The sequence below is a fragment of the Streptomyces sp. NPDC028711 genome (genome assembly GCF_055565415.1).
This window is the reverse complement of record NZ_JBVHUJ010000013.1, coordinates 234,507-257,709: the sequence shown is the minus strand read 5'-3', so window position 1 is coordinate 257,709 and position 23,203 is coordinate 234,507. Positions and strand designations below refer to the sequence as shown.

Annotated in this window: 23 protein-coding genes; 13 read left to right on the top strand and 10 right to left on the bottom strand. The window is 71.5% G+C overall.

Annotation, left to right across the window (positions count from 1 at the left end):
* Positions 1-2: 2 nt before the first annotated feature.
* The 6 genes from ACZ4VK_RS32585 to ACZ4VK_RS32560 all read right to left on the bottom strand — a co-directional run bounded on the left by ACZ4VK_RS32585 (position 3) and on the right by ACZ4VK_RS32560 (position 4,807).
* Positions 3-1,832 carry a glycosyltransferase family 2 protein gene (locus ACZ4VK_RS32585; RefSeq protein WP_468360106.1) on the bottom strand — a complete coding sequence of 610 codons (1,830 nt, stop codon included), beginning with the start codon at positions 1,830-1,832 and terminating at the stop codon, positions 3-5.
* Between the two features lie 90 nt (positions 1,833-1,922).
* Entirely contained in the window at positions 1,923-2,606 is a 684-nt protein-coding gene (locus tag ACZ4VK_RS32580) for a TetR/AcrR family transcriptional regulator (RefSeq protein ID WP_468360219.1), read from the bottom strand.
* Between the two features lie 8 nt (positions 2,607-2,614).
* Positions 2,615-3,298 carry a DUF4166 domain-containing protein gene (locus ACZ4VK_RS32575; RefSeq protein ID WP_468360103.1) on the bottom strand — a complete coding sequence of 228 codons (684 nt, stop codon included), beginning with the start codon at positions 3,296-3,298 and terminating at the stop codon, positions 2,615-2,617.
* Positions 3,295-4,017 carry a hypothetical protein gene (locus tag ACZ4VK_RS32570; protein ID WP_468360100.1) on the bottom strand — a complete coding sequence of 241 codons (723 nt, stop codon included), beginning with the start codon at positions 4,015-4,017 and terminating at the stop codon, positions 3,295-3,297. The genes ACZ4VK_RS32575 and ACZ4VK_RS32570 overlap by 4 nt, the downstream gene beginning before the upstream one ends.
* Positions 4,018-4,175: 158 nt before the next feature.
* Positions 4,176-4,469 (bottom strand): MTH1187 family thiamine-binding protein, encoded by a 294-nt coding sequence (locus ACZ4VK_RS32565; RefSeq protein WP_030553578.1) that lies wholly within the window; start codon positions 4,467-4,469, stop codon positions 4,176-4,178.
* Positions 4,466-4,807: a DUF3817 domain-containing protein gene (locus tag ACZ4VK_RS32560; RefSeq protein WP_468360097.1), complete on the bottom strand. Its 342-nt coding sequence runs from the start codon at positions 4,805-4,807 to the stop codon at positions 4,466-4,468. Before ACZ4VK_RS32560 ends, ACZ4VK_RS32565 begins: the two co-directional genes overlap by 4 nt.
* Positions 4,808-4,935: 128 nt before the next feature.
* On the opposite strand from ACZ4VK_RS32560, the gene ACZ4VK_RS32555 reads away from it, so the two are divergent.
* The 4 genes from ACZ4VK_RS32555 (at position 4,936) to ACZ4VK_RS32540 (ending at position 7,560) form a co-directional block, all read left to right on the top strand.
* Complete coding sequence (locus ACZ4VK_RS32555) at positions 4,936-5,568, top strand: AIM24 family protein (RefSeq protein ID WP_468360216.1); 633 nt, start codon at positions 4,936-4,938, stop codon at positions 5,566-5,568.
* Positions 5,568-6,218 carry an AIM24 family protein gene (locus ACZ4VK_RS32550; RefSeq protein WP_468360094.1) on the top strand — a complete coding sequence of 217 codons (651 nt, stop codon included), beginning with the start codon at positions 5,568-5,570 and terminating at the stop codon, positions 6,216-6,218. The genes ACZ4VK_RS32555 and ACZ4VK_RS32550 overlap by 1 nt, the downstream gene beginning before the upstream one ends.
* Entirely contained in the window at positions 6,215-7,000 is a 786-nt protein-coding gene (locus ACZ4VK_RS32545; protein ID WP_468360091.1) for an AIM24 family protein, read from the top strand. Before ACZ4VK_RS32550 ends, ACZ4VK_RS32545 begins: the two co-directional genes overlap by 4 nt.
* Before the next feature lie 83 nt (positions 7,001-7,083).
* Positions 7,084-7,560 carry a MarR family winged helix-turn-helix transcriptional regulator gene (locus ACZ4VK_RS32540; protein WP_468360088.1) on the top strand — a complete coding sequence of 159 codons (477 nt, stop codon included), beginning with the start codon at positions 7,084-7,086 and terminating at the stop codon, positions 7,558-7,560.
* Positions 7,561-7,621: 61 nt separating this feature from the next.
* Here ACZ4VK_RS32540 and meaB read toward each other — a convergent pair whose 3' ends face one another.
* Both meaB and ACZ4VK_RS32530 read right to left on the bottom strand, forming a co-directional pair.
* Positions 7,622-8,578, bottom strand: coding sequence for a methylmalonyl Co-A mutase-associated GTPase MeaB (gene meaB / locus ACZ4VK_RS32535; protein ID WP_468360085.1), 957 nt, complete (start codon positions 8,576-8,578; stop codon positions 7,622-7,624).
* Between the two features lie 29 nt (positions 8,579-8,607).
* Complete coding sequence (locus tag ACZ4VK_RS32530) at positions 8,608-9,816, bottom strand: acetyl-CoA C-acetyltransferase (RefSeq protein ID WP_468360082.1); 1,209 nt, start codon at positions 9,814-9,816, stop codon at positions 8,608-8,610.
* Between the two features lie 137 nt (positions 9,817-9,953).
* Here ACZ4VK_RS32530 and mce point away from each other — a divergent pair, with 137 nt between their 5' ends.
* The 7 genes from mce (at position 9,954) to ACZ4VK_RS32495 (ending at position 20,165) form a co-directional block, all read left to right on the top strand.
* Entirely contained in the window at positions 9,954-10,406 is a 453-nt protein-coding gene (mce, locus tag ACZ4VK_RS32525; protein ID WP_468360079.1) for a methylmalonyl-CoA epimerase, read from the top strand.
* A gap of 185 nt (positions 10,407-10,591) precedes the next feature.
* Positions 10,592-15,049: a polarized growth protein Scy gene (gene scy / locus ACZ4VK_RS32520; RefSeq protein WP_468360213.1), complete on the top strand. Its 4,458-nt coding sequence runs from the start codon at positions 10,592-10,594 to the stop codon at positions 15,047-15,049.
* A gap of 114 nt (positions 15,050-15,163) precedes the next feature.
* Entirely contained in the window at positions 15,164-16,099 is a 936-nt protein-coding gene (locus tag ACZ4VK_RS32515; RefSeq protein ID WP_468360076.1) for a cellulose-binding protein, read from the top strand.
* Positions 16,100-16,202: 103 nt separating this feature from the next.
* On the top strand, positions 16,203-17,171 hold the full coding sequence (locus tag ACZ4VK_RS32510; protein WP_468360073.1) for an ABC transporter ATP-binding protein: 969 nt from the start codon (positions 16,203-16,205) through the stop codon (positions 17,169-17,171).
* A gap of 3 nt (positions 17,172-17,174) precedes the next feature.
* Entirely contained in the window at positions 17,175-17,954 is a 780-nt protein-coding gene (locus tag ACZ4VK_RS32505; RefSeq protein ID WP_468360070.1) for an ABC transporter permease, read from the top strand.
* A gap of 190 nt (positions 17,955-18,144) precedes the next feature.
* Entirely contained in the window at positions 18,145-19,332 is a 1,188-nt protein-coding gene (locus ACZ4VK_RS32500) for an ABC transporter ATP-binding protein (protein ID WP_468360066.1), read from the top strand.
* Positions 19,329-20,165 carry an ABC transporter permease gene (locus ACZ4VK_RS32495; protein ID WP_468360063.1) on the top strand — a complete coding sequence of 279 codons (837 nt, stop codon included), beginning with the start codon at positions 19,329-19,331 and terminating at the stop codon, positions 20,163-20,165. Before ACZ4VK_RS32500 ends, ACZ4VK_RS32495 begins: the two co-directional genes overlap by 4 nt.
* A gap of 37 nt (positions 20,166-20,202) precedes the next feature.
* Here the strand turns inward: ACZ4VK_RS32495 and ACZ4VK_RS32490 are convergent, their stop codons facing one another.
* The gene (locus ACZ4VK_RS32490; RefSeq protein WP_468360060.1) at positions 20,203-20,529 is read right to left on the bottom strand and encodes an ATP/GTP-binding protein; all 327 of its coding nucleotides are present in this window, start codon (positions 20,527-20,529) and stop codon (positions 20,203-20,205) included.
* A gap of 198 nt (positions 20,530-20,727) precedes the next feature.
* Here ACZ4VK_RS32490 and ACZ4VK_RS32485 point away from each other — a divergent pair, with 198 nt between their 5' ends.
* Positions 20,728-21,762 carry an LLM class flavin-dependent oxidoreductase gene (locus tag ACZ4VK_RS32485; RefSeq protein WP_468360057.1) on the top strand — a complete coding sequence of 345 codons (1,035 nt, stop codon included), beginning with the start codon at positions 20,728-20,730 and terminating at the stop codon, positions 21,760-21,762.
* 108 nt (positions 21,763-21,870) lie between these two features.
* Here ACZ4VK_RS32485 and ACZ4VK_RS32480 read toward each other — a convergent pair whose 3' ends face one another.
* Positions 21,871-22,263, bottom strand: a complete 393-nt coding sequence (locus tag ACZ4VK_RS32480) for an SCO5389 family protein (RefSeq protein WP_055641302.1) — start codon at positions 22,261-22,263, stop codon at positions 21,871-21,873.
* 249 nt (positions 22,264-22,512) lie between these two features.
* Between ACZ4VK_RS32480 and nucS the strand changes: the two genes are divergently transcribed.
* Positions 22,513-23,184, top strand: a complete 672-nt coding sequence (gene nucS, locus ACZ4VK_RS32475; RefSeq protein WP_468360054.1) for an endonuclease NucS — start codon at positions 22,513-22,515, stop codon at positions 23,182-23,184.
* Positions 23,185-23,203 lie beyond the last annotated feature (19 nt).

The following is a 23,203-nucleotide window of genomic DNA, read 5'->3' as shown; positions in this document are numbered from 1 at the left end:
GGTCAGTTCCCTCCTGTCGTCGTGGGAGCCGGTGCCGCGGGGGTGGACGGGATGGCGGCCGCGGCGCGGACCTCGACCCCTTCCCGGGCGTCGGCGAGGCCGCGGGCACGGGCGCGGAGGCGCGTACGGGCACGGGCGTGCTCGCGGACGCGCAGGGCGCGCCGGTCGCGGAGGTCGGTGAAGGCCCAGACGGAGAGCGGGGCGAGGGCGATGACCAGGGCGAGGGCGGCCCAGGTGCGCATGGCGGCGTGGGTGTGGCCGAAGTGCACGGACGCGGCGAGCGAGGCGATGAGGACCGCCGCCCAGGCGAGGTGGATGCGGAAGGTGAGGACGCGGTCGGGGCTGGTCTCGCCGCCCTTCGGGGTGACGACGAAACGGCCGCGGGTCCGCAGGACCGCCGAGCCGAGGGACTTGAGGTAGATGGGGGCGGAGAGCGCGGACATCGCCATGCCGGCGAGGCCGCCGGAGCCCTCGGGTTCGTGGGGCGAGACGTTGTGCCGCCGGTTCCAGAGGTAGAGGCCGATCTGGAGGGCGACGGCGTCGCTGTAGATCATCAGCCACACCGAGGTGGAGACCTGGGTGCCGGAGGCGCCGAACCAGAGGTACAGGACGCCGCTGAGGACGCCGAGCAGCCAGTTGATCGCCGTCATCGGGTAGTAGACGAGCATCAGCGTGTAGTTGAGGAAGCGGCCCGGCGGGGTGCGGAAGGGCGCCTTCCAGTACTGCTTGACGAGCGTCTCGTACGTGCCGCGGGACCAGCGGAGCTGCTGGGTGAAGAAGTCGGTCCAGGAGGCCGGGCCCTCGCCGACCGCGAGGACGTCGGGGGTGTAGACGGAGCGCCAGTAGTGGCCCGTGCGCGGGTTCTTCGTGCGGTGCAGTTCGAAGCCGGTGGCCATGTCCTCGGTGACGGAGTCGTACAGGCCGCCTATCTGCTTGAGGGCGGAGATCCGGACGACGTTGTTCGTGCCGACGAACATGGGTGCGTGGTAGCGGTTGCCGGCCCGCTGGATGAGGGCGTGGAAGAGGAACTGCTGCGACTCGGCGGCCTTGGTGACGATGTTGGTGTAGTTGCCGTACACCTGCGGTCCGACGACGAAGGCGATGTCGGGGTCGCGGAAGTAGCCGAGCATCCGCTCCAGGAAGTTGGGGAGCGGGACGTGGTCGGTGTCGACGGAGGCGAAGTAGTCGTAGGCGTCGCCGTGCATGGCGAGCCAGGCGTTGTAGTTGCCGTGCTTGGTCCTCGCCTTGTGCGCGCCCTTCCCGCGGTTCCACTCGGGGACGCCGGCGCGGGTGAAGTGGCGGACGCCGAGTTCGGCGCAGAGCGCCTTGGCCTCGGCCGAGTCGCCCTCGTCGAGGAGCCAGACGTCGAGCGTGCCGTCGTGGCGCAGCCGGGTGGCGCCTTCGAGGGTGCCGCGGACCATGGAGAGCGGTTCCTTGCCCGGGACGTACGTGGTGAGGAAGGCGACGCGGGTGCCCTTCTCGGCGTACACGGGTATCGGGTCGCGCGCGACCATGGTGGCGTGGGCGATCGACGTGACGTTCACCAGCATGAAGAAGCAGATGAATCCGATCGACACGAGCATCACGGTGTCGAGGTGGACGAGCCAGGGGTCGCCGCCCTCACGGACGGTCCAGTGGCTGGGCCAGACGAGGTAGGCGAGGAGCAGCGCGGAGAGGACCGGCGCGAGGCTCATGAGGAGGACGGCTCGTATGCGGTGCGGCTCCTTCGCGAGCAGACTCCGGTACCGCACCGTGTAGGCCGCCGGATCCGGGTCCGTGAGCGGACCGGCGAGTCGGCTGTAGGTGTCGTAGTCGTAGCCTCCCGGCCGCACGGTGCCTCCAGCTGTCGTCGAACGGGTCGATACCCCAACAAAAGGGGACATCGTTCGGCGTGTCGACTGGAGTAGTCCGAGTGAGCGGTTTTACCGGGCGCGGCCGCTCTGCCGCCGCAGCGTGTACGTGACGGCCTTTCGGGCCACCGGGTTCAGCTCCTCGACGGCCGCCATCAGGGCACCGAGCTGCTCAAGGGCCGCGAAGGCCGCCTCCGCACCCGCGGGGTCGACGCCCTCGTACAGTTCGAGACCGACGAAGGAGGCGGCGACCGCGCGGGCGAGCCCGGCGGGGTCGGTGAACTCGGCGAGCGGGGTCCCCGCGAGGACCCGGACGAGCACCTGCTCGATCTCGGCGATCCACAGGTCGAGCCCGGCGGCGGTGGCCGGGACCAGCCGGGGGTGCGCCCGCGCCCCGGCGAGCAGCTGCCCGAGGAAGTCGACGTGCCCCGCCTCGCGCTCCTCGGCGTGCAGCGCGCGCCCGAAGGCGAGCAGCTCGGTGAGGCTGCCGACGGAGCGGAGCCGCTCGCGGTGCCGGGCGACCCGCTGCTCGGCGCCGTGGCGGCAGGCGGCGGCGAGCAGCTCGTCGACGGACCCGAAGTGGTAGAAGACCAGAGCCTGGTTGACCCCGGCGGCGGTCGCGATGGCACGCGCGGAGGCCTTGCCGATGCCCTGCTCGACGAGCGTGCGCAGGGCCCCTTCGAGCAGCTTCTCCCGGGTCTCCCGGGTGCGGGCGTCCTGCGCCGCGCCCTTGCGGCTCTTCACGTCGCCGCCCACGTCCCCGCTCACACCCGTACCTCCTCGCGCACCGGGCGCAGCCCGGCGCGCACCCCCTGGGATCGTAGGTCCATGTACTCGGCGGCAAACGATCCTTCGTACCCGAAGATGGGTCCGAAGTACCTGTTGTCCACCCGGACATTGATGCGGAAGCGGCCGGTGCGCTCGTCGAAGGACTCGCGGACCTCGGCCCGGCCCCCGAGGAGTTCGGGGACGCGTACGTCCAACGGACCTTCGCGGAAGCGGTGTTCGCCGGAGGTGATGAGGAGCGAGCCGTCGGCCTCGGCGGACAGGTGGAGATCGCTGGCGAGGTGCTGGTGGGTGCCGAGGTAGTCGAGGACGCAGTCCCGCTCCGGACTGTGGACCATGGTCGCGTCGAAGCGCCGGGGTCCGCCGGGCAGCCCGAAGGTCCGGACGAAGGTGACGGTCTCGCGCCCGTACGAGTCGGCGTAGGGCACGTTCTCGATGACGAAGGGGACGTCCCGGCCGGTGCGGGGCAGCAGGATGTTCCGCAGCCCGCCGACGGCGAGGAACGGCTTCACGAACGCCCGGCCGTGCCAGACGCGGTCCATGACGCCCCGCCCGACGCACAGCTCGCCGCTCGCGAGCCCCACCGAGAAGCGCCGCTGGAGCTCCGGGTGCAGCCGCCCGAAGGCGTCGTCCCCCATGGCGGTGCGGAAGATCGAGGTCACGACTGCTCCAGGGTGGCGAGGAGCCGGGGCTCCCGGGTGCGGGCGGGCGGGACGCGCAGACAGCGCCGGGCCGCGGGGGTCCGCGACGACGGCGGTACGAGGACGGCGGTGCCGACCCCGACGACGGTGAGCGGCACGGCGGCGAGCGACAGCGCACCGAGCGGCAGGGAGGCGACGGCGCAGGGCACGGCCACGAGCAGCAACCGGGCGGCGGCTTCGAGGAGCCAGTGGACGAGGGCGCGCTCGGGCGTGATGCCCCACTCGCACCAGAGCCGCAGCCGGTCGAAGGACCAGGCGGTGGCCCAGCCCATGAGGGGCCGGAAGAGGAGCCGGTCGGCGGCGCGGCCGAGGCGCCCCCAGCGCGGCCGGTAGTCGTAGCCGGTGAGGAAGCGGATGCCGTCCGGGGTGGGGACGTACCGCCAGTAGCCGCTGCCCTCGGCGAGGAACGAGAGGGGATGCCCCGAGAAGAAGCGGAGGGCGGAGACCCGGTCGCCGCCGGCCCGGTGGCGCTCCCCCGCGGAGACACCGGTGCCGGCGACGGTCAGGAAGGGCAGGACGCGGGTCGCGTACCGGAAGCGCCGGGGCTCGTCCTCGGCGCCCGGCAGGTAGGCGATCTCGGTGAACCGCAGGTCCCACCGCTGGTGGCGGTCGGGCTCCTGGGTGCGTTCCCAGAGCGTCTCCAGGTCCGTGCGGACGGTTGTCTCGATATAGAGACCCATGGAGGTTCCCCCGACTCGTCCCTAGTTTTGAGCACTTGCTCAAAACCGCTCCGCCGCTGAAGGTAGCCGATTTTGAGCAGTCGCTCAACCACCTGACGACGAGAAGCCCCCGGCCCTTTGAACAGGACCGGGGGCTTCTCGTGCGAAGGGGGATGGCGTCAGGCGCCGAGGTGGCGCTCCACCGTCTCGACCTTCGAGGTCAGACCGTCCGTCACACCCGGGCGGATGTCGGCCTTGAGGACCAGGGAAACGCGGGGCGCCCGCGCCTCGACGGCGGCGACGGCGCGCTTCACGACGTCCATGACCTCGTCCCACTCGCCCTCGATGGACGTGAACATCGCGTCGGTGCGGTTCGGGAGCCCGGACTCGCGGACGACCCGGACGGCGTCGGCGACGTACTCGCCGACCTCCTCCCCCACACCCAGCGGGGTCACCGAGAACGCGACGATCACGCCTTCACGCCCTCGGCGCGGGCGCGGGAGGCGATGACCGCGTCCTCGGCCTCGCGCTTCAGCTTCCGCTCGGCGTAGAAACCGCCGAGGGGCAGCACCGAGAGGACGAAGTACAGGGCGGCGGTGCCGAAGCTCCACTTGGTGCGGTTCCAGGCGTCCAGCCAGAACAGGACGTAGAGGATGAACAGCACGCCGTGGATCGCGCCCATGACCGGCACCGCGTTGAAGTCCGTCGTCCGCTTCAGCACCGAGCAGACCAGCAGGAGCAGGAACGAGACGGCCTCCGGCGCGGAGACGAGCCGGAGTCGGTGGAGGGAGGAAGCGGTCTTGATGTCCACGGAGGGGGTCACCTTCGTTCGATCTTTGTGACGAGGATCTTGTGAACGGATGCACAAGGGCCTGTCCATTGTGCACGCCGACTTTGCTGTCTCTTTATCCGGGTCCCCAGTACCTTCGACGGGTGGCAATGTTCCGACTCCAAGGCAGCAAAGTGCTCGCCGTCTCCATGACAGGCGACGCCGTCAAGGCGAAGAACGGCTCGATGGTCGCCTACGACGGCCAGATGGCGTTCAAGAAGATGAGTGGCGGCGGTGAGGGTCTGCGCGGCATGGTGACCCGTCGGCTCACCGGTGAGCAGATGGAGGTGATGGAGGTGCGCGGCCAGGGGACCTGCTGGTTCGCCGACCGGGCCTCCGAGATCAACCTCGTCAGCCTGCACGGCGACAAGCTCTGGGTCGAGGCGAGCAATCTGCTCTGCACCGACGCGGGCCTGCGCACCGGCACCACGTTCACCGGCATGCGCGGCGGGGCCACCGGCAACGGCCTCTTCACGACGACCGTCGAGGGCACGGGCCAGGCGGCGATCATGTCCGACGGCCCGGCGGTCGTGCTGCGGGTGACCCCGCAGTACCCGCTCCAGGTCGACCCCGGCGCGTACATCGCGCACCAGGGCAACCTCCAGCAGCACTTCCAGTCGGGTGTGACCTTCCGCACCTTCATGGGCGAGGGCGGCGGCGAGGCCTTCCAGATCCGCTTCGAGGGCGACGGCCTTGTGTACGTCCAGCCGAGCGAGCGGAACACCATCGGGGGCGACGTCTGATGCCTTTCCGCGAAGTGAACTCCAAGATGGTCGAGGCGACCGTCATCCCCGGGCAGCGGATGTTCAGCCAGCGCGGCGCGATGCTCGCGTACCGCGGCGACGTCACTTTCACGCCGAACACGGCGGGCGGTCAGGGCGGCCTGATGTCGATGATCGGCCGCCGGGTGGCCGGCGAGGCAACGCCGCTGATGACCGTCGAGGGCAACGGCACGGTGATGTTCGGGCACGGCGGCCACCACATCCAGGTGATCGGCCTGACGGGCGAGACCCTGTACGTGGAGGCCGACCGGCTGCTCGCCTTCGACGGCACCCTGGAGCAGGGCACGATGTTCATGGGCTCGCAGGGCGGGGTCATGGGCATGGTCCGCGGCCAGGTCACCGGCCAGGGCCTCTTCACCACGACCCTGAAGGGGCACGGCGCGGTGGCCGTCATGGCGCACGGCGGGGTCATCGAACTGCCGATCGCCCCGGGCCGCCCGGTCCATGTGGACCCGCAGGCGTACGTGGCCCACCACGGCGACGTGCGGAACAAGCTCTCCACCGCGCTCGGCTGGCGCGACATGGTGGGGCGCGGCTCGGGCGAGGCGTTCCAGCTGGAGCTGAGCGGCAGCGGCGCGGTGTACGTCCAGGCCTCGGAGGAGAAGCTGTGAGCACCCCGGTGATCCACGACCCGACGACCCTTCCGTCGGACGACAACGTGAATCCGTACACCTTCTGCGTGGAGCTCAAGGGCTCCCAGTGGTTCCTGCAGAAGGGCAAGATGATCGCCTACTACGGGCGGATCGAGTTCAACGGCATCGGGCTCGGGCGGCTCGATCGGCTGGTCCGGACGTCCTTCCACTCTCCGCTGCACGCGAGCGACTGGGTGGTGGCCGAGGGCAGCGGGAAGATGCTGCTGGCGGACCGGGCCTTCGACGTGAACTCGTTCGACCTGGACGAGGGCAACCTGACGATCCGTTCGGGCAACCTGCTCGCCTACCAGCCGACGCTGGCTCTGAAGCAGTCGATCGTGCCGGGCTTCGTGACGCTGATCGGCACGGGCAAGTTCGTGGCCGCGTCGAACGGTCCCGTGGTCTTCATGGAGCCGCCGATGCGGGTGGACCCGCAGGCCCTGGTGGGCTGGGCGGACTGCCCGTCGCCGTGCCACCACTACGACCACGGCTACATGACGGGCGTGATGGGCGGCGTACGGGCCCTGACGGGCATCGGCGGCACCTCGGGCGAGGAGCACCAGTTCGAGTTCGTGGGCGCGGGCACGGTGCTGCTCCAGTCGACGGAGCTGCTGATGGCGGACCGCGCGATCGGCGGCCCCCCGGCCCAGGCGGGCGTCCCGGGCGGCCACGGAGGACACAGTTCCGGCCACGCGGCCCAGGGTTCGGCACCGCGGCTTCCCGGCCAGCTGGGGGACCTCCAGCGTCGTTTCGGTCTGTGAGCGGTAGTCTGCGGAGCGTGACGTCCTCGAACGCGCGCTCCCAGACTTCGTCAATCTTTCAACTTCTTAGGTAGAATCCATACATGGAGACCGAGACCGCCACCCCGTGGCTCACCGACGGCGAGCAGTGCGCCTGGCGCACCTTCCTGGACGTTCAGAGGATGCTGACGTACCAGCTGGAGAGGGACCTCCAGCCCTTCGGTCTGACGATGAACGACTACGAGATCCTCGTGAACCTCTCGGAGTCGGCGGAGCGGCGGCTGCGCATGAGTGACCTGGCCGCGGCCACCCTCCAGTCGAAGAGCCGGCTCTCCCACCAGATCACCCGGATGGAGAACGCCGGGCTCGTCCGGCGCGAGAACTGCGAGTCCGACCGGCGCGGGCTGTACGCCGTCCTCACCGACGACGGCATGGAGACCATGCGCAAGGTCGCCCCGCACCACGTCGAGTCGGTGCGCAAGCACTTCATCGACCAGATCGGCGGAGAGGCCCTCGGCGACCTCCACGAGTCCCTCAAGCCGGTCGCGGAGCAGCTCCGCGGGCGGCGCGGGAAGCCGTGACCTGACAGAGAACGGAAAGGGCCTCCCCGGTGCACACCGGGGAGGCCCTTTCCCGTACCGGTCAGTTTCCGGTCAGGCTCGCGACCAGTTCGTCCGAGGCCGCGTACGGGTCGAGGCCGCCGGCCACGATCCGTTCCGCCAGCGCGTCCAGGCGCCGGTCGCCGTGCAGGTCGCCGATCCGCTCGCGCAGGGCCGTGACCGCGATGGTCTCGACCTCGCGGGCGGCACGGGTCCTGCGGCGCTCCGCGAGGACGCCGTGCTCCTCCATCCAGGCGCGGTGCTTCTCCAGGGCCTCCACGACCTCGTCGATGCCCTCGCCGCGCGCCGCGACCGTCTTGACGATCGGCGGCCGCCAGTCGCCGGGACCGCGCGCCTCGCCCAGGCCCAGCATGTGGTTGAGCTCGCGTGCGGTGGCGTCGGCGCCGTCCCGGTCGGCCTTGTTCACCACGTACACGTCACCGATCTCCAGGATGCCCGCCTTGGCGGCCTGGATCCCGTCGCCCATGCCCGGCGCGAGGAGGACGACCGAGGTGTCCGCCTGGGAGGCGATCTCGACCTCCGACTGCCCGACGCCGACGGTCTCCACGAGGATCACCTCGCAGCCGGCCGCGTCGAGGACGCGGATGGCCTGCGGGGCGGACCAGGCGAGCCCGCCGAGATGGCCGCGGGTCGCCATGGAGCGGATGTAGACGCCCGGGTCGGAGGCGTGCTCCGACATCCGGACCCGGTCACCGAGGAGCGCTCCCCCGCTGAACGGCGAGGACGGGTCGACGGCCAGGACGCCGACCCGCTTGCCCGCCCGCCGGTAGGCGGAGACGAGGGCGGACGTCGACGTGGACTTGCCGACGCCCGGAGAGCCCGTCAGGCCGACCACGTACGCCCCGCCGGTGAGCGGCGCGAGGGCCGCCATCACCTCGCGCAGCTGGGGGGACGCCCCCTCCACGAGCGAGATCAGCCGGGCCACGGCCCGCGGCCTGCCCTCCCGTGCCTGGGTGACCAGAGCGGGGACGTCCACCATCTGCGCTGCTCCTTGCCTGAGCCGGGTGCTTACTTGCCGTTGCCGGGGACGCGCACGATCAGCGCGTCGCCCTGACCGCCGCCGCCGCAGAGGGCCGCGGCGCCGGTGCCGCCGCCGCGCCGCTTGAGCTCCAGGGCCAGGTGGAGCACGACGCGGGCGCCGGACATGCCGATCGGGTGGCCGAGGGCGATGGCGCCACCGTTGACGTTCACCTTCTCGGGGGTAACGCCGAGGTCCTTCATTGACTGCACCGCGACAGCGGCGAAGGCCTCGTTGATCTCGATGAGGTCGAGGTCCTCGACGCTCAGGCCGTCCTTCTTGAGGGCGTGCAGGATGGCGTTGGACGGCTGCGACTGGAGCGAGTTGTCCGGGCCCGCCACGTTGCCGTGGGCGCCGATCTCGGCGATCCACTCCAGGCCCAGCTCCTCGGCCTTGGCCTTGCTCATCACGACGACGGCGGCGGCGCCGTCGGAGATCTGCGAGGAGGTGCCGGCGGTAATGGTGCCGTCCTTGGCGAACGCCGGGCGGAGCTTGCCGAGGGACTCGGCGGTGGTCTCCGCGCGGATGCCCTCGTCCTGGGAGAAGACGACCGGCTCGCCCTTGCGCTGCGGGATCTCGACCGGGGTGATCTCGGCCTCGAAGATGCCGTTCTTCTGGGCGGCGGCGGCGCGCTGGTGCGAGAGGGCGGCGATCTCGTCCTGCTCGGGGCGCTTGATGCCCAGGCGGGTGTTGTGCTTCTCCGTGGACTCGCCCATGGCGATGGCCTCGAAGGAGTCGGTGAGGCCGTCGTGCGCCATGGAGTCGAGCATCTCGATGGCGCCGTACTTGAAGCCCTCGCGGGACTTCGGGAGCAGGTGCGGGGCGTTGGTCATCGACTCCTGGCCGCCGGCGACGACGATGTCGAACTCACCCGCGCGGATCAGCTGGTCGGCGAGCGCGATGGCGTCGAGGCCCGAGAGACACACCTTGTTGATGGTGAGCGCGGGGACGTTCATGGGGATGCCCGCCTTGACGGCGGCCTGGCGGGCGGGGATCTGGCCGGCGCCCGCCTGGAGCACCTGGCCCATGATCACGTACTGCACCTGGTCGCCGCCGATGCCGGCCCGGTCGAGGGCGGCCTTGATGGCGAAGCCGCCGAGCTCCGCGCCCGAGAAGGACTTGAGCGAGCCGAGCAGGCGACCCATGGGCGTGCGGGCGCCCGCGACGATCACTGAGGTGGTACCGGTCTGTCCAGACATGAGGCACGGCCCCTAGGGATGAGGAGTGAACGAGGGTTTACCGCCAATGTACTGAGGGGCGCCGCGCGCGGTCACCGGGCAGCCGGTGTGACGGCGCGCACGTTGCGTAACCACCTTCCCGGCGCTGCACTGGAGGCATGCTGACGCGAATCGACCACATCGGGATCGCCTGTTTCGACCTGGACAAGACTGTCGAGTTCTACCGTGCGACGTACGGTTTCGAGGTCTTCCACTCCGAGGTCAACGAGGAGCAGGGCGTCCGCGAGGCCATGCTGAAGATCAATGACACCTCGGACGGCGGGGCCTCCTACCTCCAGCTCCTGGAGCCGACGCGGGAGGACTCGGCGGTGGGCAAGTGGCTCGCCAAGAACGGTGAGGGCGTGCACCACATCGCCTTCGGTACGGCGGACGTGGACCGGGACGCCGAGGACATCCGAGGCAAGGGTGTGCGGGTCCTCTACGACGAGCCGCGGATCGGCTCGATGGGCTCCCGGATCACCTTCCTCCACCCCAAGGACTGCCATGGGGTGCTGACGGAACTGGTCACCTCGGCGGAGCCGTCCGCTGACCACTCCTCAGCGGAGCACTGACCCCCGGATTCCTGGCCCGGTAGAGTGGGCGACTCCGGGCCGGGGCCGGTCGGGGCCGCTCCGTGCGGCACCGAAGTCGGGATGTCGGGGTCGTCCGATCTGTCACGATTCCCCGGGGGTCCGTCCTCGGCCGTGAGGGCGGTGCCCGTTGGAGTGTTGCGACCAGGGGACGGATGGACCGCGCAGTGCGGGGCTACGAACGCCAGGAGAGCCACCGAGCTGAAGACGACCATCTCGCCAGGTTCGAAGCCGAGATGGACCGGCTGAAGACCGAGCGCGAGAAGGCCGTCCAGCACGCCGAGGACCTCGGTTACCAGGTCGAGGTCTTGCGTGCCAAGCTCCACGAGGCGCGCCGCACCATCGCGTCCCGGCCCGCGTACGACAGCGCCGACATCGGCTACCAGGCCGAGCAGCTGCTGCGGAACGCGCAGGCCCAGGCGGAGCAGCTGCGCCAGGACGCCGAGCGCGAGCTGCGCGAGGCCCGCGCCCAGACCCAGCGCATCCTCCAGGAGCACGCCGAGCACCAGGCCCGGCTCCAGGCCGAGCTGCACAACGAGGCCGTCCAGCGCCGCCAGCAGCTGGACCAGGAGCTCAACGAGCGCCGGCAGACCGTCGAGGCGCACGTCAACGAGAACGTCGCCTGGGCCGAGCAGCTCCGCGCCCGTACGGAGTCCCAGGCCCGCCGCCTGATGGAGGAGTCCCGCGCGGAGGCCGAGCAGTCGCTCGCCGCCGCCCGCGCCGAGGCCACCCGGCTCGCCGAGGAGACCAGCCGCCGGGTCGGCGCCGAGGCCGAAGCGGCCCGGGCCGAGGCCGAAGCGATTCTGCTGCGTGCCCGCAAGGACGCCGAGCGGCTCCTCGGCGCCGCCTCCAGCCAGGCGCAGGAGGCCACGAACCACGCCGAGCAGCTCCGCTCGACCACCACCGCCGAGACCGACCAGGCCCGCCGGCAGGCCACCGAGCTCTCCCGCGCCGCCGAGCAGCGCATGCAGGAGGCCGAGGAGAAGCTCCGCCTCGCCCGCGCCGAGGCCGAGAAGGCCCTCGCCGAGGCCAAGGACACCGCCGCCCGGCAGCTCGCCACCGCCGAGTCGGTCAACGAGCAGCGCACCCGTACGGCGAAGGCGGAGATCGCCCGGCTCGTCGGCGAGGCCACCAAGGACGCCGAGGCCCTCAAGGCGGAGGCCGAGGAGAAGCTGCGCGAGGCGACCGCCCTCGCGGAGAAGCTCGTCGAGGAGGCCTCGGAGAAGGCCCGTACGGCCGCCGCGGAGGATTCCGCCGCCGCGCTCGCCAAGGCCGCGCGGAGCGCCGAGGAGATCCTCACCAAGGCGTCCGAGGACGCCCGGGAGACCACCCGCAAGGCCTCCGAGGAGGCCGAGCGGGTCCGCCGCGAGGCCGAGACCGAGGCCGACCGGCTGCGCTCGCAGGCCGAGGAGCAGGCCGACGAGCTCCTCGGTTCGGCGAAGGACGACACCAAGGAGTACCGCGCCAAGACGGTCGAGCTCCAGGAGGAGGCGCGACGGCTGCGCGGCGAGGCCGAGCAGCTGCGCGCCGAGGCCATCGACGAGGGCGAGCGGATCCGCGGCGAGGCCCGCCGCGAGGCCCTCCAGCAGATCGAGGAGGCGGCGAAGACCGCCGAGGAGCTCCTCACCAAGGCCCGTACGGACGCGGACGGGCTGCGCACCAAGGCCGGTGCGGAGAGCGAGCGGGTCAAGTCGGAGGCCATGGAGCGCGCCCAGACGCTCCGGACCCAGGCCGAGGAGACCCTGGAGCGCACCCGCGCGGAGGCCGAGCGGCTGCGCGCCGAGGCCGAGGAGCAGGCCGAGTCGGTCAAGGAGGCGGCCGAGAAGGCCGCCGCCGGGCTGCGGGCGGACGCCGAGCGGGCCGCGGAGGCGCGCCGCGCCGAGGCCGCCGAGGAGCTGACCCGGCTGCACACCGACGCCGAGGCGAAGGTGGCGGCCGCCGGGGAGGAGCTCACCGACGCCCGGGCCGAGAGCGAGCGGATCCGGCGCGAGGCCGCCGAGGAGACGGAGCGGCTGCGGGCCGAGGCCGCGGAGCGCATCCGTACGCTCCAGGAGCAGGCCGAGCAGGAGGCCGAGCGGCTGCGCGCCGAGGCCTCGTCGGACGCGTCGACCACGCGTACGGAGGCGGAGAGCGCGGCGGTACGGCTCCGCACGGAGGCCGCGGAGGAGGCCGAGCGGCTGCGGTCGGAGGCCCAGGAGACCGCCGACCGGGTACGGGCGGAGGCCGCCGCCGCCGCGGAGCGGGTCGCGGCCGAGGCCGCCGAGGCCCTAGCCGCCGCGCAGGAGGAGGCCGTCCGGCGCCGCCGCGAGGCCGAGTCGACCCTCGAGTCGGCCCGTTCCGAGGCCGGCCGGGAGCGTGAGCACGCCCGCGAGCAGTCCGAGGAGCTGCTCGCCGCCGCCCGTAAGCGCGTCGAGGACGCGCAGGTCGAGGCGCAGCGTCTCGTCGAGGAGGCGGACGCGCGGGCGACCGAGATGGTCACCGCGGCCGAGCAAACGGCCCAGGAGCTCCGGGACTCGGTGGCGGGTCTGCGCGAGCAGGCCGATGAGGAGATCGCCGGGCTGCGCAGTGCCGCCGAGCACGCGGCCGAGCGGACGCGTTCCGAGGCGCAGGAGGAGGCGGACCGGGTCCGCGCCGACGCGCACGAGGAGCGGGAGCGGGCGACCGAGGACGCCGGCCGTGTCCGGGCGCGCGCCCAGGAGGAGACGGAGGCGGCGAAGGCGCTGGCCGAGCGGACCGTCACGGACGCGATCGCCGAGGCGGAGAAGCTGCGGTCGGACACCGCCGAGTACGCGCAGCGGGTACGGACGGAGGCGACGGACTCACTCGCCTCGGCCGAGCAGGACGCCGCCCGCACCCGGGCGGACGCCCGGGAGGACGCGAACCGGATCCGTTCGGAGGCCGCCGAGCGTGCCGAGTCGGTGGTCGGCGAGGCGCGTGCGGAGGCGGAGCGGATCGCCGCCGAGGCGGATCAGGTCCTCGACGAGGCCCGCAAGGCCGCCGACAAGCGACGCAGCGACGCCGCCGAACAGGCCGACGCGCTGCTCGCCGAGGCGACCAGCCAGGCCGAGCGGCTCACCGCCGAGGCGGTCGAGCTCATGGAGACCGCCGAACAGGACGCCCTGCGACTCCGTACCGAGGCCGAACAGGTCAAGGCGGACGGGGAGGCGCACGCGGAGGCGCTGCGCACCGCGGCGATCGCGGACGGCGAGCAGGTCCTCGACGAGGCCCGCAAGGCCGCCGACAAGCGACGCAGCGACGCCGCCGAACAGGCCGACGCGCTCCTCGCGGAGGCCACCAGCCAGGCCGAGCGGCTCACCGCCGAGGCGGTCGAGCTCATGGAGACCACCGAACAGGACGCCCTGCGACTCCGCGCCGAGGCCGAACAGGTCAAGATCGACGGGGAGGCGCACGCCCAGGCGCTGCGGGCTGCGGCCCTCGCGGACGGCGAGCAGGTTCTCGACGAGGCCCGCAAGGCCGCCGACAAGCGACGCAGCGACGCCGCCGAACAGGCCGACGCGCTCCTCGCCGAGGCGACAAGCCAGGCCGAGCGGCTCACCCGTGAGGCCAACGCCGAGGCGGAGCGCGTCACGCGTGAGGCGAACGCCGAGGCCGAGCGGGTCACCCGGGAGGCCGGTGAACTCGCGGACGCCCTCACGGCGGACGCGCGCGCCGAGGCCGAGGCGACGGTGGGTTCCGCGCGGCAGGACGCCGAGCGGATCCGTACCGAGTCGGAGCGTCTGCGGGCCGACGCGGAGGCGGCGGCCGAGCAGATGCGGTCGGAGGCCCGCGAGGAGGCGGACCGCACGCTCGACGAGGCGCGGGAGGCCGCGGCCCGGAAGCGTTCGGACGCGGCCGAGCAGGCGGACCAGCTCATCGCCAAGGCCCAGGAGGAGGCGCTGCGCGCCACCACCGAGGCCGAGACGCAGGCGGACACGATGGTCGGCGCGGCCCGCAAGGAGGCCGAGCGGATCGTCGCCGAGGCGACCGTCGAGGGCAACTCGCTGGTCGAGAAGGCCCGTACGGACGCGGACGAGCTCCTGGTCGGGGCGCGCGGCGACGCGACCGCCATAAGGGACCGGGCCGAGGAGCTGCGGAGCCGGGTAGAGGGCGAGATCGAGGAGCTGCACGAGCGGGCGCGCCGCGAGAGCGCCGAGCAGATGAAGACGGCGGGCGAGCGCGTCGACAACCTGGTGAAGGCCGCGACGGAGCAGCGCGCCGAGGCCGAGGAGAAGGCGAAGGAGCTGGTCTCCGAGGCGAGTTCGGAGGCGAGCAAGGTCCGCATCGCCGCCGTCCGCAAGGCGGAGGCGCTCCTCAAGGAGGCCGAGCAGAAGAAGGCCTCGCTCGTCGCGGAGGCCGAGGGGATCAAGGCGGAGGCCGAGCGGATCAGGTCGGAGGCCGAGGCCGAGGCCGAGGCGACGATCGAGGAGGGCAAGCGCGAGCTCGAGGTGCTCGTGCGCCGCCGCAAGGACATCAATGCCGAGATCTCCCGTGTCCAGGACGTCCTGGAGGCGTTGGAGTCTTTCGAGACCCCGTCGGTTGGGACGAAGTCCGCCGGGGCCGTGGGTGCGAAGGCGGGTGCGTCAGCGGGGTCCACTCGTTCGGGTGGCAAGCCCCAGGACGGCTAGCCACTCAAAAGGCTGGACATTCTCCAGATCAAACGGGCATACGCTCGATGACACGCCGCTTCGGCCCCTAGGATTCCCTCTAACACCTCACCGGTCTCATTCGACAGGAAACCCATGAGCGACACATCCTCCCCCTTCGGCTTCGAGCTCGTGCGGCGCGGTTACGACCGCGGTCAGGTGGACGACCGCATTACCAAGCTCGTGTCCGACCGCGACAACGCGCTGTCCCGCATCACCGCCCTGGAGAAGCGCATCGAGGAGCTCCACCTCGAGACGCAGAACGCCCAGGCGCAGGTCACCGACGCCGAGCCGTCGTACGCGGGGCTCGGCGCCCGGGTCGAGAAGATCCTCCGGCTCGCCGAGGAGGAGGCGAAGGACCTGCGTGAGGAGGCCCGTCGCGCCGCCGAGCAGCACCGTGAGCTGGCCGAGTCGGCCGCCCAGCAGGTGCGCAACGACGCGGAGTCGTTCGCGGCCGAGCGCAAGTCGAAGGCCGAGGACGAGGGCGTTCGGATCGTCGAGAAGGCGCAGGGTGAGGCCAACTCGCTGCGTGCCGAGGCGCAGAAGGACGCGCAGTCGAAGCGCGAGGAGGCGGACGCCCTCTTCGAGGAGACCCGCGCCAAGGCCGCCCAGGCCGCCGCGGACTTCGAGACGAACCTGGCGAAGCGCCGCGAGCAGTCGGAGCGTGACCTGGCCTCGCGTCAGGCGAAGGCCGAGAAGCGCCTCGCGGAGATCGAGCACCGCGCCGAGCAGCTCCGCCTGGAGGCCGAGAAGCTGCGGACGGACGCGGAGCGCCGGGCCCGTCAGACGGTGGAGACGGCGCAGCGCCAGGCCGAGGACATCGTGGCCGACGCGAACGCCAAGGCCGACCGGATCCGCAGCGAATCGGAGCGCGAGCTCGCGGCGCTGACGAACCGCCGGGACTCGATCAACGCCCAGCTGACCAACGTCCGCGAGATGCTGGCGACGCTGACCGGTGCCGCGGTGGCGGCGGCCGGCTCGCCGATCGACGACGAGCGCGCGGCCGGTGTCCCGGCCCAGCAGTCCCGCTGACACGGGTCGCCGAGAGGCAGTACCGGTAACAACTGCGTAGCGTTGCGCGAACCCCCCGTCATTCCGGTGGCGGGGGGTTTTGCGCGACCGTAGGTTGGTACGCATGATCGAGCTTGAGGGCCTGACCAAGCGTTACGGGGCGAAGACCGCGGTCGACCACCTCTCCTTCCAGGTGCGGCCCGGCGTGGTCACCGGCTTCCTCGGGCCGAACGGGGCGGGCAAGTCGACGACGATGCGGATGATGCTGGACCTGGACAACCCGACGAGCGGGACGGTCCGGATCGACGGCAAGCACTACCGCGACCTGCCGGAGCCGCTGAAGTACATCGGGGCGCTGCTCGACGCCAAGGCGATGAACGGCGGCCGCTCGGCGTACAACAACCTGCTGTGTCTCGCGCAGTCGAACCGCATCCCGGAGCGCCGGGTCGGCGAGGTGCTCGACCTGGTGGGTCTGACGGCCGTGGCGAAGAAGAAGTCGAAGGGTTTCTCCCTCGGCATGGGGCAGCGTCTTGGCATCGCGTCGGCGCTCCTCGGCGATCCCGAGATCCTGATGTTCGACGAGCCCGTCAACGGCCTGGATCCCGAAGGAATTCACTGGATCCGCAATCTCATGAAGGCGCTGGCGGCCGAGGGCCGGACGATCTTCGTTTCCAGCCATCTGATGAGTGAAATGGCGCTGACGGCTGATCATCTGATCGTGATCGGGCAGGGAAAGCTGCTGGCCGACACGTCGATGGCGGATTTCATCCAGCAGAATTCCCGGAGTTATGTGCGGCTGCGTTCGCCGCAGCAGGAGCGGCTCAGGGACGTGCTGCACGCCAACGGGTTCGTCCCGGTCGAGGCGGGCGGCGGCATCCTCGAGGTGGACGGGGCGACGACCGAGAAGCTGGGCGAACTGGCGGCGGAGAACGGGATCGTCCTGCACGAGCTGAGCTCCCAGCGCGCCTCGCTCGAAGAGGCCTTCATGCAGATGACGGCCGGTGCGGTGGAGTACCACGCGCACGGCACCGATGTACACGGCGGCGCTCCTGCGCCCGGCCCCCAGTGGGGCACGACCACCAAGGGAGCCTGAACGATGGCAGCGGCATCCGCGGTCCTGCAGTCCGAGTGGACCAAGATCCGGACGGTGTCGTCGACCGTCTGGACGCTGGCGAGCGCCCTCCTCGTCACGGTGGCGATGGGCGCGGGGCTGAGCGCCCTGGTGGGCTCCGCCTTCGACGATCTGAACGAGGCCGAGCGGCTCACCTTCGACCCGACCCTGGTCAGCTTCTCCGGGATGGTCCTGGGGCAGCTGGCAATGGTGGTCTTCGGTGTCCTGGTGGTGGGGACCGAGTACTCCACGGGCATGATCCGCACCTCGCTGGCGGCCGTGCCGCAGCGTGCGACCTTCCTCTTCTCGAAGATCGCGGTGGCGGGCGCGCTCGCCCTCGTGGTGGGGCTCGCGACGAGCTTCCTCACCTTCTTCCTGGGGCAGGCGCTGCTCGGCGAGCACAGTGCCTCGATCGGTGACGACAACGTGCTGCGCGCGGTGTTCGGCGCCGGCCTCTACATGGGTCTGATCGCGCTGTTCTCCATGGGTGTGACCGCGATGCTGCGCTCGTTGGTGTTGTCGCTCGGCATCCTGGTGCCGTTCCTCCTCTTCATCTCGAACATTCTCGCGGCGGTGCCGAAGGCCAAGGAGGTGGCCCAGTACTTCCCGGACCAGGCCGGAGCGAAGATCATGCAGGTCGTGCCGGACGCCCTGAACTCGGAGGAGGCTCCGTACGGCCCGTGGGGCGGGCTCGGGATCATGGTGATCTGGGTGGTGGCCGCGCTGCTCGGCGGCTATCTGGTGCTGAAGAAGCGGGACGCCTGAGCCGGCCCTCCTCCCCCGACGTCCCCTGGGGGAGAACCCTGAGGTTTCCCTGGGAGACCGCCCTCGGGCTGTCTCCCCTTTCGCCGGAACCGTCAACGGCTGGATAAGCTCCTAGCTCATACGGGGGGCTCCGGCCGACGGCCGCCACGCCCCGACATGGATGCGACCGACCTGTCGATGGGGCTGGAGAATGATCGAGGCAGTCGGCCTGACGAAGCGCTACGGCGCCAAAACGGCCGTGTACAACCTTTCCTTCCAGGTGAGGCCCGGTGTCGTCACCGGGTTCCTGGGGCCCAACGGGTCCGGCAAGTCGACCACGATGCGCATGATCCTGGGGCTCGACCAGCCCACCGCGGGGCACGTCACGATCGGCGGCCACCCCTTCCGGCAGCTGCCGAACGCGCCCCGGCAGGTCGGCGCGCTCCTCGACGCCAAGGCCGTGCACGGCGGGCGGAGCGCGCGTAGCCATCTCCTTTCGCTCGCGCAGCTCGCCGGCATCCCGGCGCAGCGCGTCGACGAGGTCCTGGGCGTGGTCGGCCTCCAGGACGTGGCCAAGCGGCGTTCCAACGGCTTCTCGCTGGGCATGGGGCAGCGGCTCGGCATCGCGGCGGCGCTCCTCGGCGACCCGCAGGTGCTGCTCTTCGACGAGCCCGTCAACGGTCTGGACCCGGAGGGCATCCTCTGGGTCCGCAACCTGATGAAGAAGCTGGCCGCCGAGGGGCGGACGGTCTTCGTCTCCAGCCACCTCATGAGCGAGATGGCGCTCACCGCCGACCATCTGATCGTGATCGGCCGGGGGCAGCTGCTCGCCGACATGAGCGTCACGGACTTCATCTCGGCGAACTCCGCCGACTTCGCGCGGGTACGGACCCCCCAGACCGAGCCGGGGCAGCGGGAGAAACTGACGGCGGCGCTCATGGAGGCCGGCGGCCAGGTGATGTCCGAGCCGGACGGCGCGCTGCGGGTGACGGGCCTGCCCCTGCCGAGGATCAGCGATCTGGCGCACGACGCGGACGTACGGCTCTGGGAGCTGTCGCCGCACCAGGCCTCCCTCGAGGAGGCGTACATGCGGCTGACGCAGGGCGCCGTGGACTACCGCTCCACCGACGACCGGCTCGCGCACCTGCAGCCGCCGCTGCAGCCGGGCCAGTCCGGGTACGGGATGCCGCCGCAGCCGGTGGTCCAGGACGTGCCGCAGCAGGGCTGGTACGCGCCGCCGCCGCCCGGACAGAACCCGTACGCCGGGGCTCCCGGCCAGGCCCCCGCTCCGGGTCCGTACGCCGCGGGCCAGGCCCCCGCTCCGGGTCCGTACGCCCCTCCGGCCGCCGCGCGGCCGGGCACCCCTCAGCCGAGCGACACCACCAAGGACGCCCGATGACCGCCCCCGCCCCGCACCACGCACCGGCGCCGCACTCCTACGTCTCCCCCATCCCGGTCCGCAGGGCGCACCTCGGTGACGCCCTCGCCTCCGAGTGGACGAAGATCCGCTCGGTGCGGTCGACGCTGTGGACGCTCGGGGTCATGGTCCTGCTGATGCTGGCCATCGGCCTGGGGGTGGCGGCGATCGCCTCGGCCTCCGAGGCGCCGATGGGCGACGAGTCCGCGCTCGCCTTCGGCTTCTTCGGGATGCTGCCGGCCTCGATCTGTGTGATCACGCTCGGAGTCCTCACGATCGCCTCCGAGTACGGCACCGGCATGATCCGTACGACCCTGACGGCCTGCCCGAGCCGGGCCCGGGTGCTCATGGCGAAGGCGATCGTCTTCTTCCTGCTCGTCTTCACGGTCACCACCGTGGTCGCGGGCCTCGTGGCGGCGGCGCAGGTCGCCATCGTGGACACGGCGGCCGCGCCGACGGCGACCGAGTGGCTGCGGGCGACGGTCGGAGCGGGCGGCTATCTGGCGATGCTGGGGCTGCTGTCGCTGGCGCTCGGGACGGTGATCCGGCACTCCGCGGGCGCGATCACGGTGATGATCGGCCTGCTGCTGCTCCCGCTGGTGGCGGCCCTCTTCATGTTCTCCGAGGCGCTGAAGTCCGTGCAGGAATGGCTCTTCACGTACGCCATCCCGGCGCAGATGATCGCGCTGTACGCCACCGAGCCGCCGTTCGGCGGGGACGGCCCGGCGGGCTGGGAGCCGCTGCTGATCGTGACGGGGATCGCGGGGGTCGCACTCGCCGGCGCCTTCGCCCTGCTCAACAGCCGGGACGTGTAGCGCCGGACACGCCCTGGGGCCCGCCAGGGCCCCGGGCTCAGTACTTCGGCGCGTTACGGGACCGCTGCACCCTGCTGGTGCGGCGGTCCTTCGCGCTCCAGCAGGCCTTGTGCCAGTGGCGCCGGTCGTCCACCCCGCCGTACTCCGGCCAGGCGACCAGGTGCGGGGCGCCGCCGGGGATCTCCTGGTCGCAGCCGGGGCAGCGGTAGCGCTTGCCGGGCGCGCTCGCCCCGGCGACGAGGCGGACGTACCACTCCTCGCCCTGCCAGGTCTCGGTGCTTTGCACGCCGCCGTACCGGTCGCCGGGGTCGCCCTGCTGTGCGGGCTTCTCGCCGCCTCGGGAACGGTTGTGGCGCGGGGACACGGGCACACCTCACGGGGTCTGGGAACACGGACCGTTCCCTCAAGCCTACGGGCCGCGACACGGTGCCCCGGGCCCCGCCGGCGACGGCTTAGCCGAAAATCGCAAGAACTTCATGAACGGCCGTTGCCTTTGGCACGTGTCAGACGTTGTTGCCAGTGCGAGGGGAGATCCGCGTCGGTCGCAAGGAGGCAGAAGACGATGCGCGTGGGTACGTTCGTTCTGGCCGCCCAGTTCCCGGGCCAGGGGCAGGGTGAGGCCCTGCACCGGGCGGTGCGGACCGCCGAGGTCGCCGAGGAGGCGGGCCTCGACTCGGTCTGGCTGGCCGAGCACCATTTCGTGCCGTACGGGGTCTGCCCGTCGGCCGTGACACTGGCCGCGCTGCTCCTGGGCCGCACACGGCGGCTGCGGGTGGGCACGGCGGTGAGTGTGCTGTCGACGGTCCACCCGGTCGCCCTGGGCGAGCAGGCGGCGCTGCTGCACCTCACCTCGGGCGGCAGGTTCACCCTGGGCGTGGGCCGGGGCGGGCCCTGGGTCGATCTGGAGGTGTTCGGCGCGGGCCTCGGGGCGTACGAGCAGGGCTTCCCCGACTCCCTCGACCTGCTGCTTCGCTGGCTCACCGAGCCGCGCGTGGGCGCCGAGGGAGAACGATTCGCCTTCCGTGAGGTACCGGTGGTGCCCCGTCCCGACGAGCTCATCGGCGGGGCGGCGTCCCCCGAGGTGGTGGTCGCCTGCACCTCGCCGAAGAGCGTGCGGCTCGCCGCGGAGCGCGGACTGCCGATGCTGCTCGGCATGCACTGCGGCGACGCAGACAAGGCCGAGATGGTCGCGGCCTGGGCGCGGTACGCGCGGGAGGCCGGGCGGGACCCCGACGAGATCGCGCGCATCGGCTCCTGCCATGTCTCGGCGGGCGTCGCCCAGCTCGCGGACCGGGGGGCCGACGCGGCGGAGGCGCTCGTGAAGGCGATGCCGGGCTGGCTGAAGCAGGGCCTCGACGCCCATGTGACGGTCGATGGCCGACACAGGGCGATGCGGGACCCCGTGGCGTACACGGAGCTGTTGTGCGGGATGCACCCGGTGGGCACGCCCCGGCGCGCGGCGGACCGGCTCGCGGCGACGGCGGAGCGTACGGGCATCACGCGCTTCGCCCTGCTCGCCGAGGGCACGGGCGACCTCGCGGCGACCGAGGAGAACGTCCGGCGGCTGGGCTCGGAGGTCCTGCCGCTACTGGTGTGAGACCTGTCATGGCGGGGACTGTGCGGCCGCTCCGGCATCTTCGCGCGGCGATGCGCGTCGACACGCATCGATCGCGTCTCGCGCGATGCGGAGCGGCAGCACCATGTCTCAGCAGTCGCGCATTTCCGGCGACTGGTTCAGCAGCTGGCCCCGTACGGACGTGAAGCGGGCGAGCCGCTCGTCCACCGCCGGGTCCAGCGGGAACACCGCGACGCGGTGGCAGTTCTGGAAGGCGAGACGCACCCCGAAATGCCGCTGCAGCGCACCACGAATGGCATCGCTCGCGAGCGCGCGCAGCAGCTGACCACGTGCCTGCTCATTCGGCGGCGGCGTCTGGTTGTCGGCGAACTCTCCGCCGTCGACCTTCAGCTGGGCCACCAGAGAACTGATCATCTCCCATGCGTAGGGCAGGGAGGTCCGGACGCAGTCGACGAAGTCGGCTTCGTCGACCTCGCCTCGCTCGGCCTGTTCCAACAGTGCCGGTGAGACGTCGAGCGACATGGGTTCTCCTCTCGCGACCCCGCGGGCGGGGTCTTGCGGGCAGGGCGAAAGCCGGTCGGCCGAACACGCAGCGTGCGCGGACGACGACCTCCAGCTTCCACGGTAAGCGCGCGGTCCTGCCCGCACCAGGAGATTGGGAACACAACCGGCTGATAACCGACGGGTGTTCGGCTCAGGATCATTCATCGGTGGTCCGCGTCCGATGCCCGAATCGCGCGGAAGAGCGCCCGTCTTGTAGCGTTGCCGACCATGCGTCTCGTCATTGCCCGTTGCTCCGTGGACTACGCGGGCCGGCTCACGGCCCACCTGCCCTCCGCGCCCCGTCTCATCCTGATCAAGGCAGACGGCAGCGTCTCCATCCACGCGGACGACCGGGCGTACAAACCGCTCAACTGGATGTCGCCGCCGTGCACCCTCAAGGAGGGTGTGGACGGTGAGAGCGGCATCTGGACCGTGATCAACAAAGCGGGCGAGAAACTGATCATCACGATGGAGGAGATCCTCCACGACTCCTCGCACGAGCTGGGTGTGGACCCCGGTCTCATCAAGGACGGCGTCGAGGCGCACCTCCAGGAGCTCCTCGCCGACCGGATCGAGACGCTCGGCGAGGGATACACGCTGATCCGTCGCGAGTACCCGACCGCGATCGGCCCGGTGGACATCCTCTGCCGGGACTCGGACGGCGGGACGGTCGCGGTGGAGATCAAGCGGCGCGGCGAGATCGACGGCGTCGAGCAGCTGACCCGCTACCTGGAGCTGCTCAACCGCGACCCGCACCTGGCTCCGGTGAAGGGCGTCTTCGCGGCGCAGGAGATCAAGCCGCAGGCGCGGGTGCTCGCGACGGACCGCGGGATCGGCTGTGTGGTCCTGGACTACAACGCGATGCGCGGCATCGAGGACGACAAGCTGCGGCTGTTCTGATCGTCGGCGGTACGGGAGT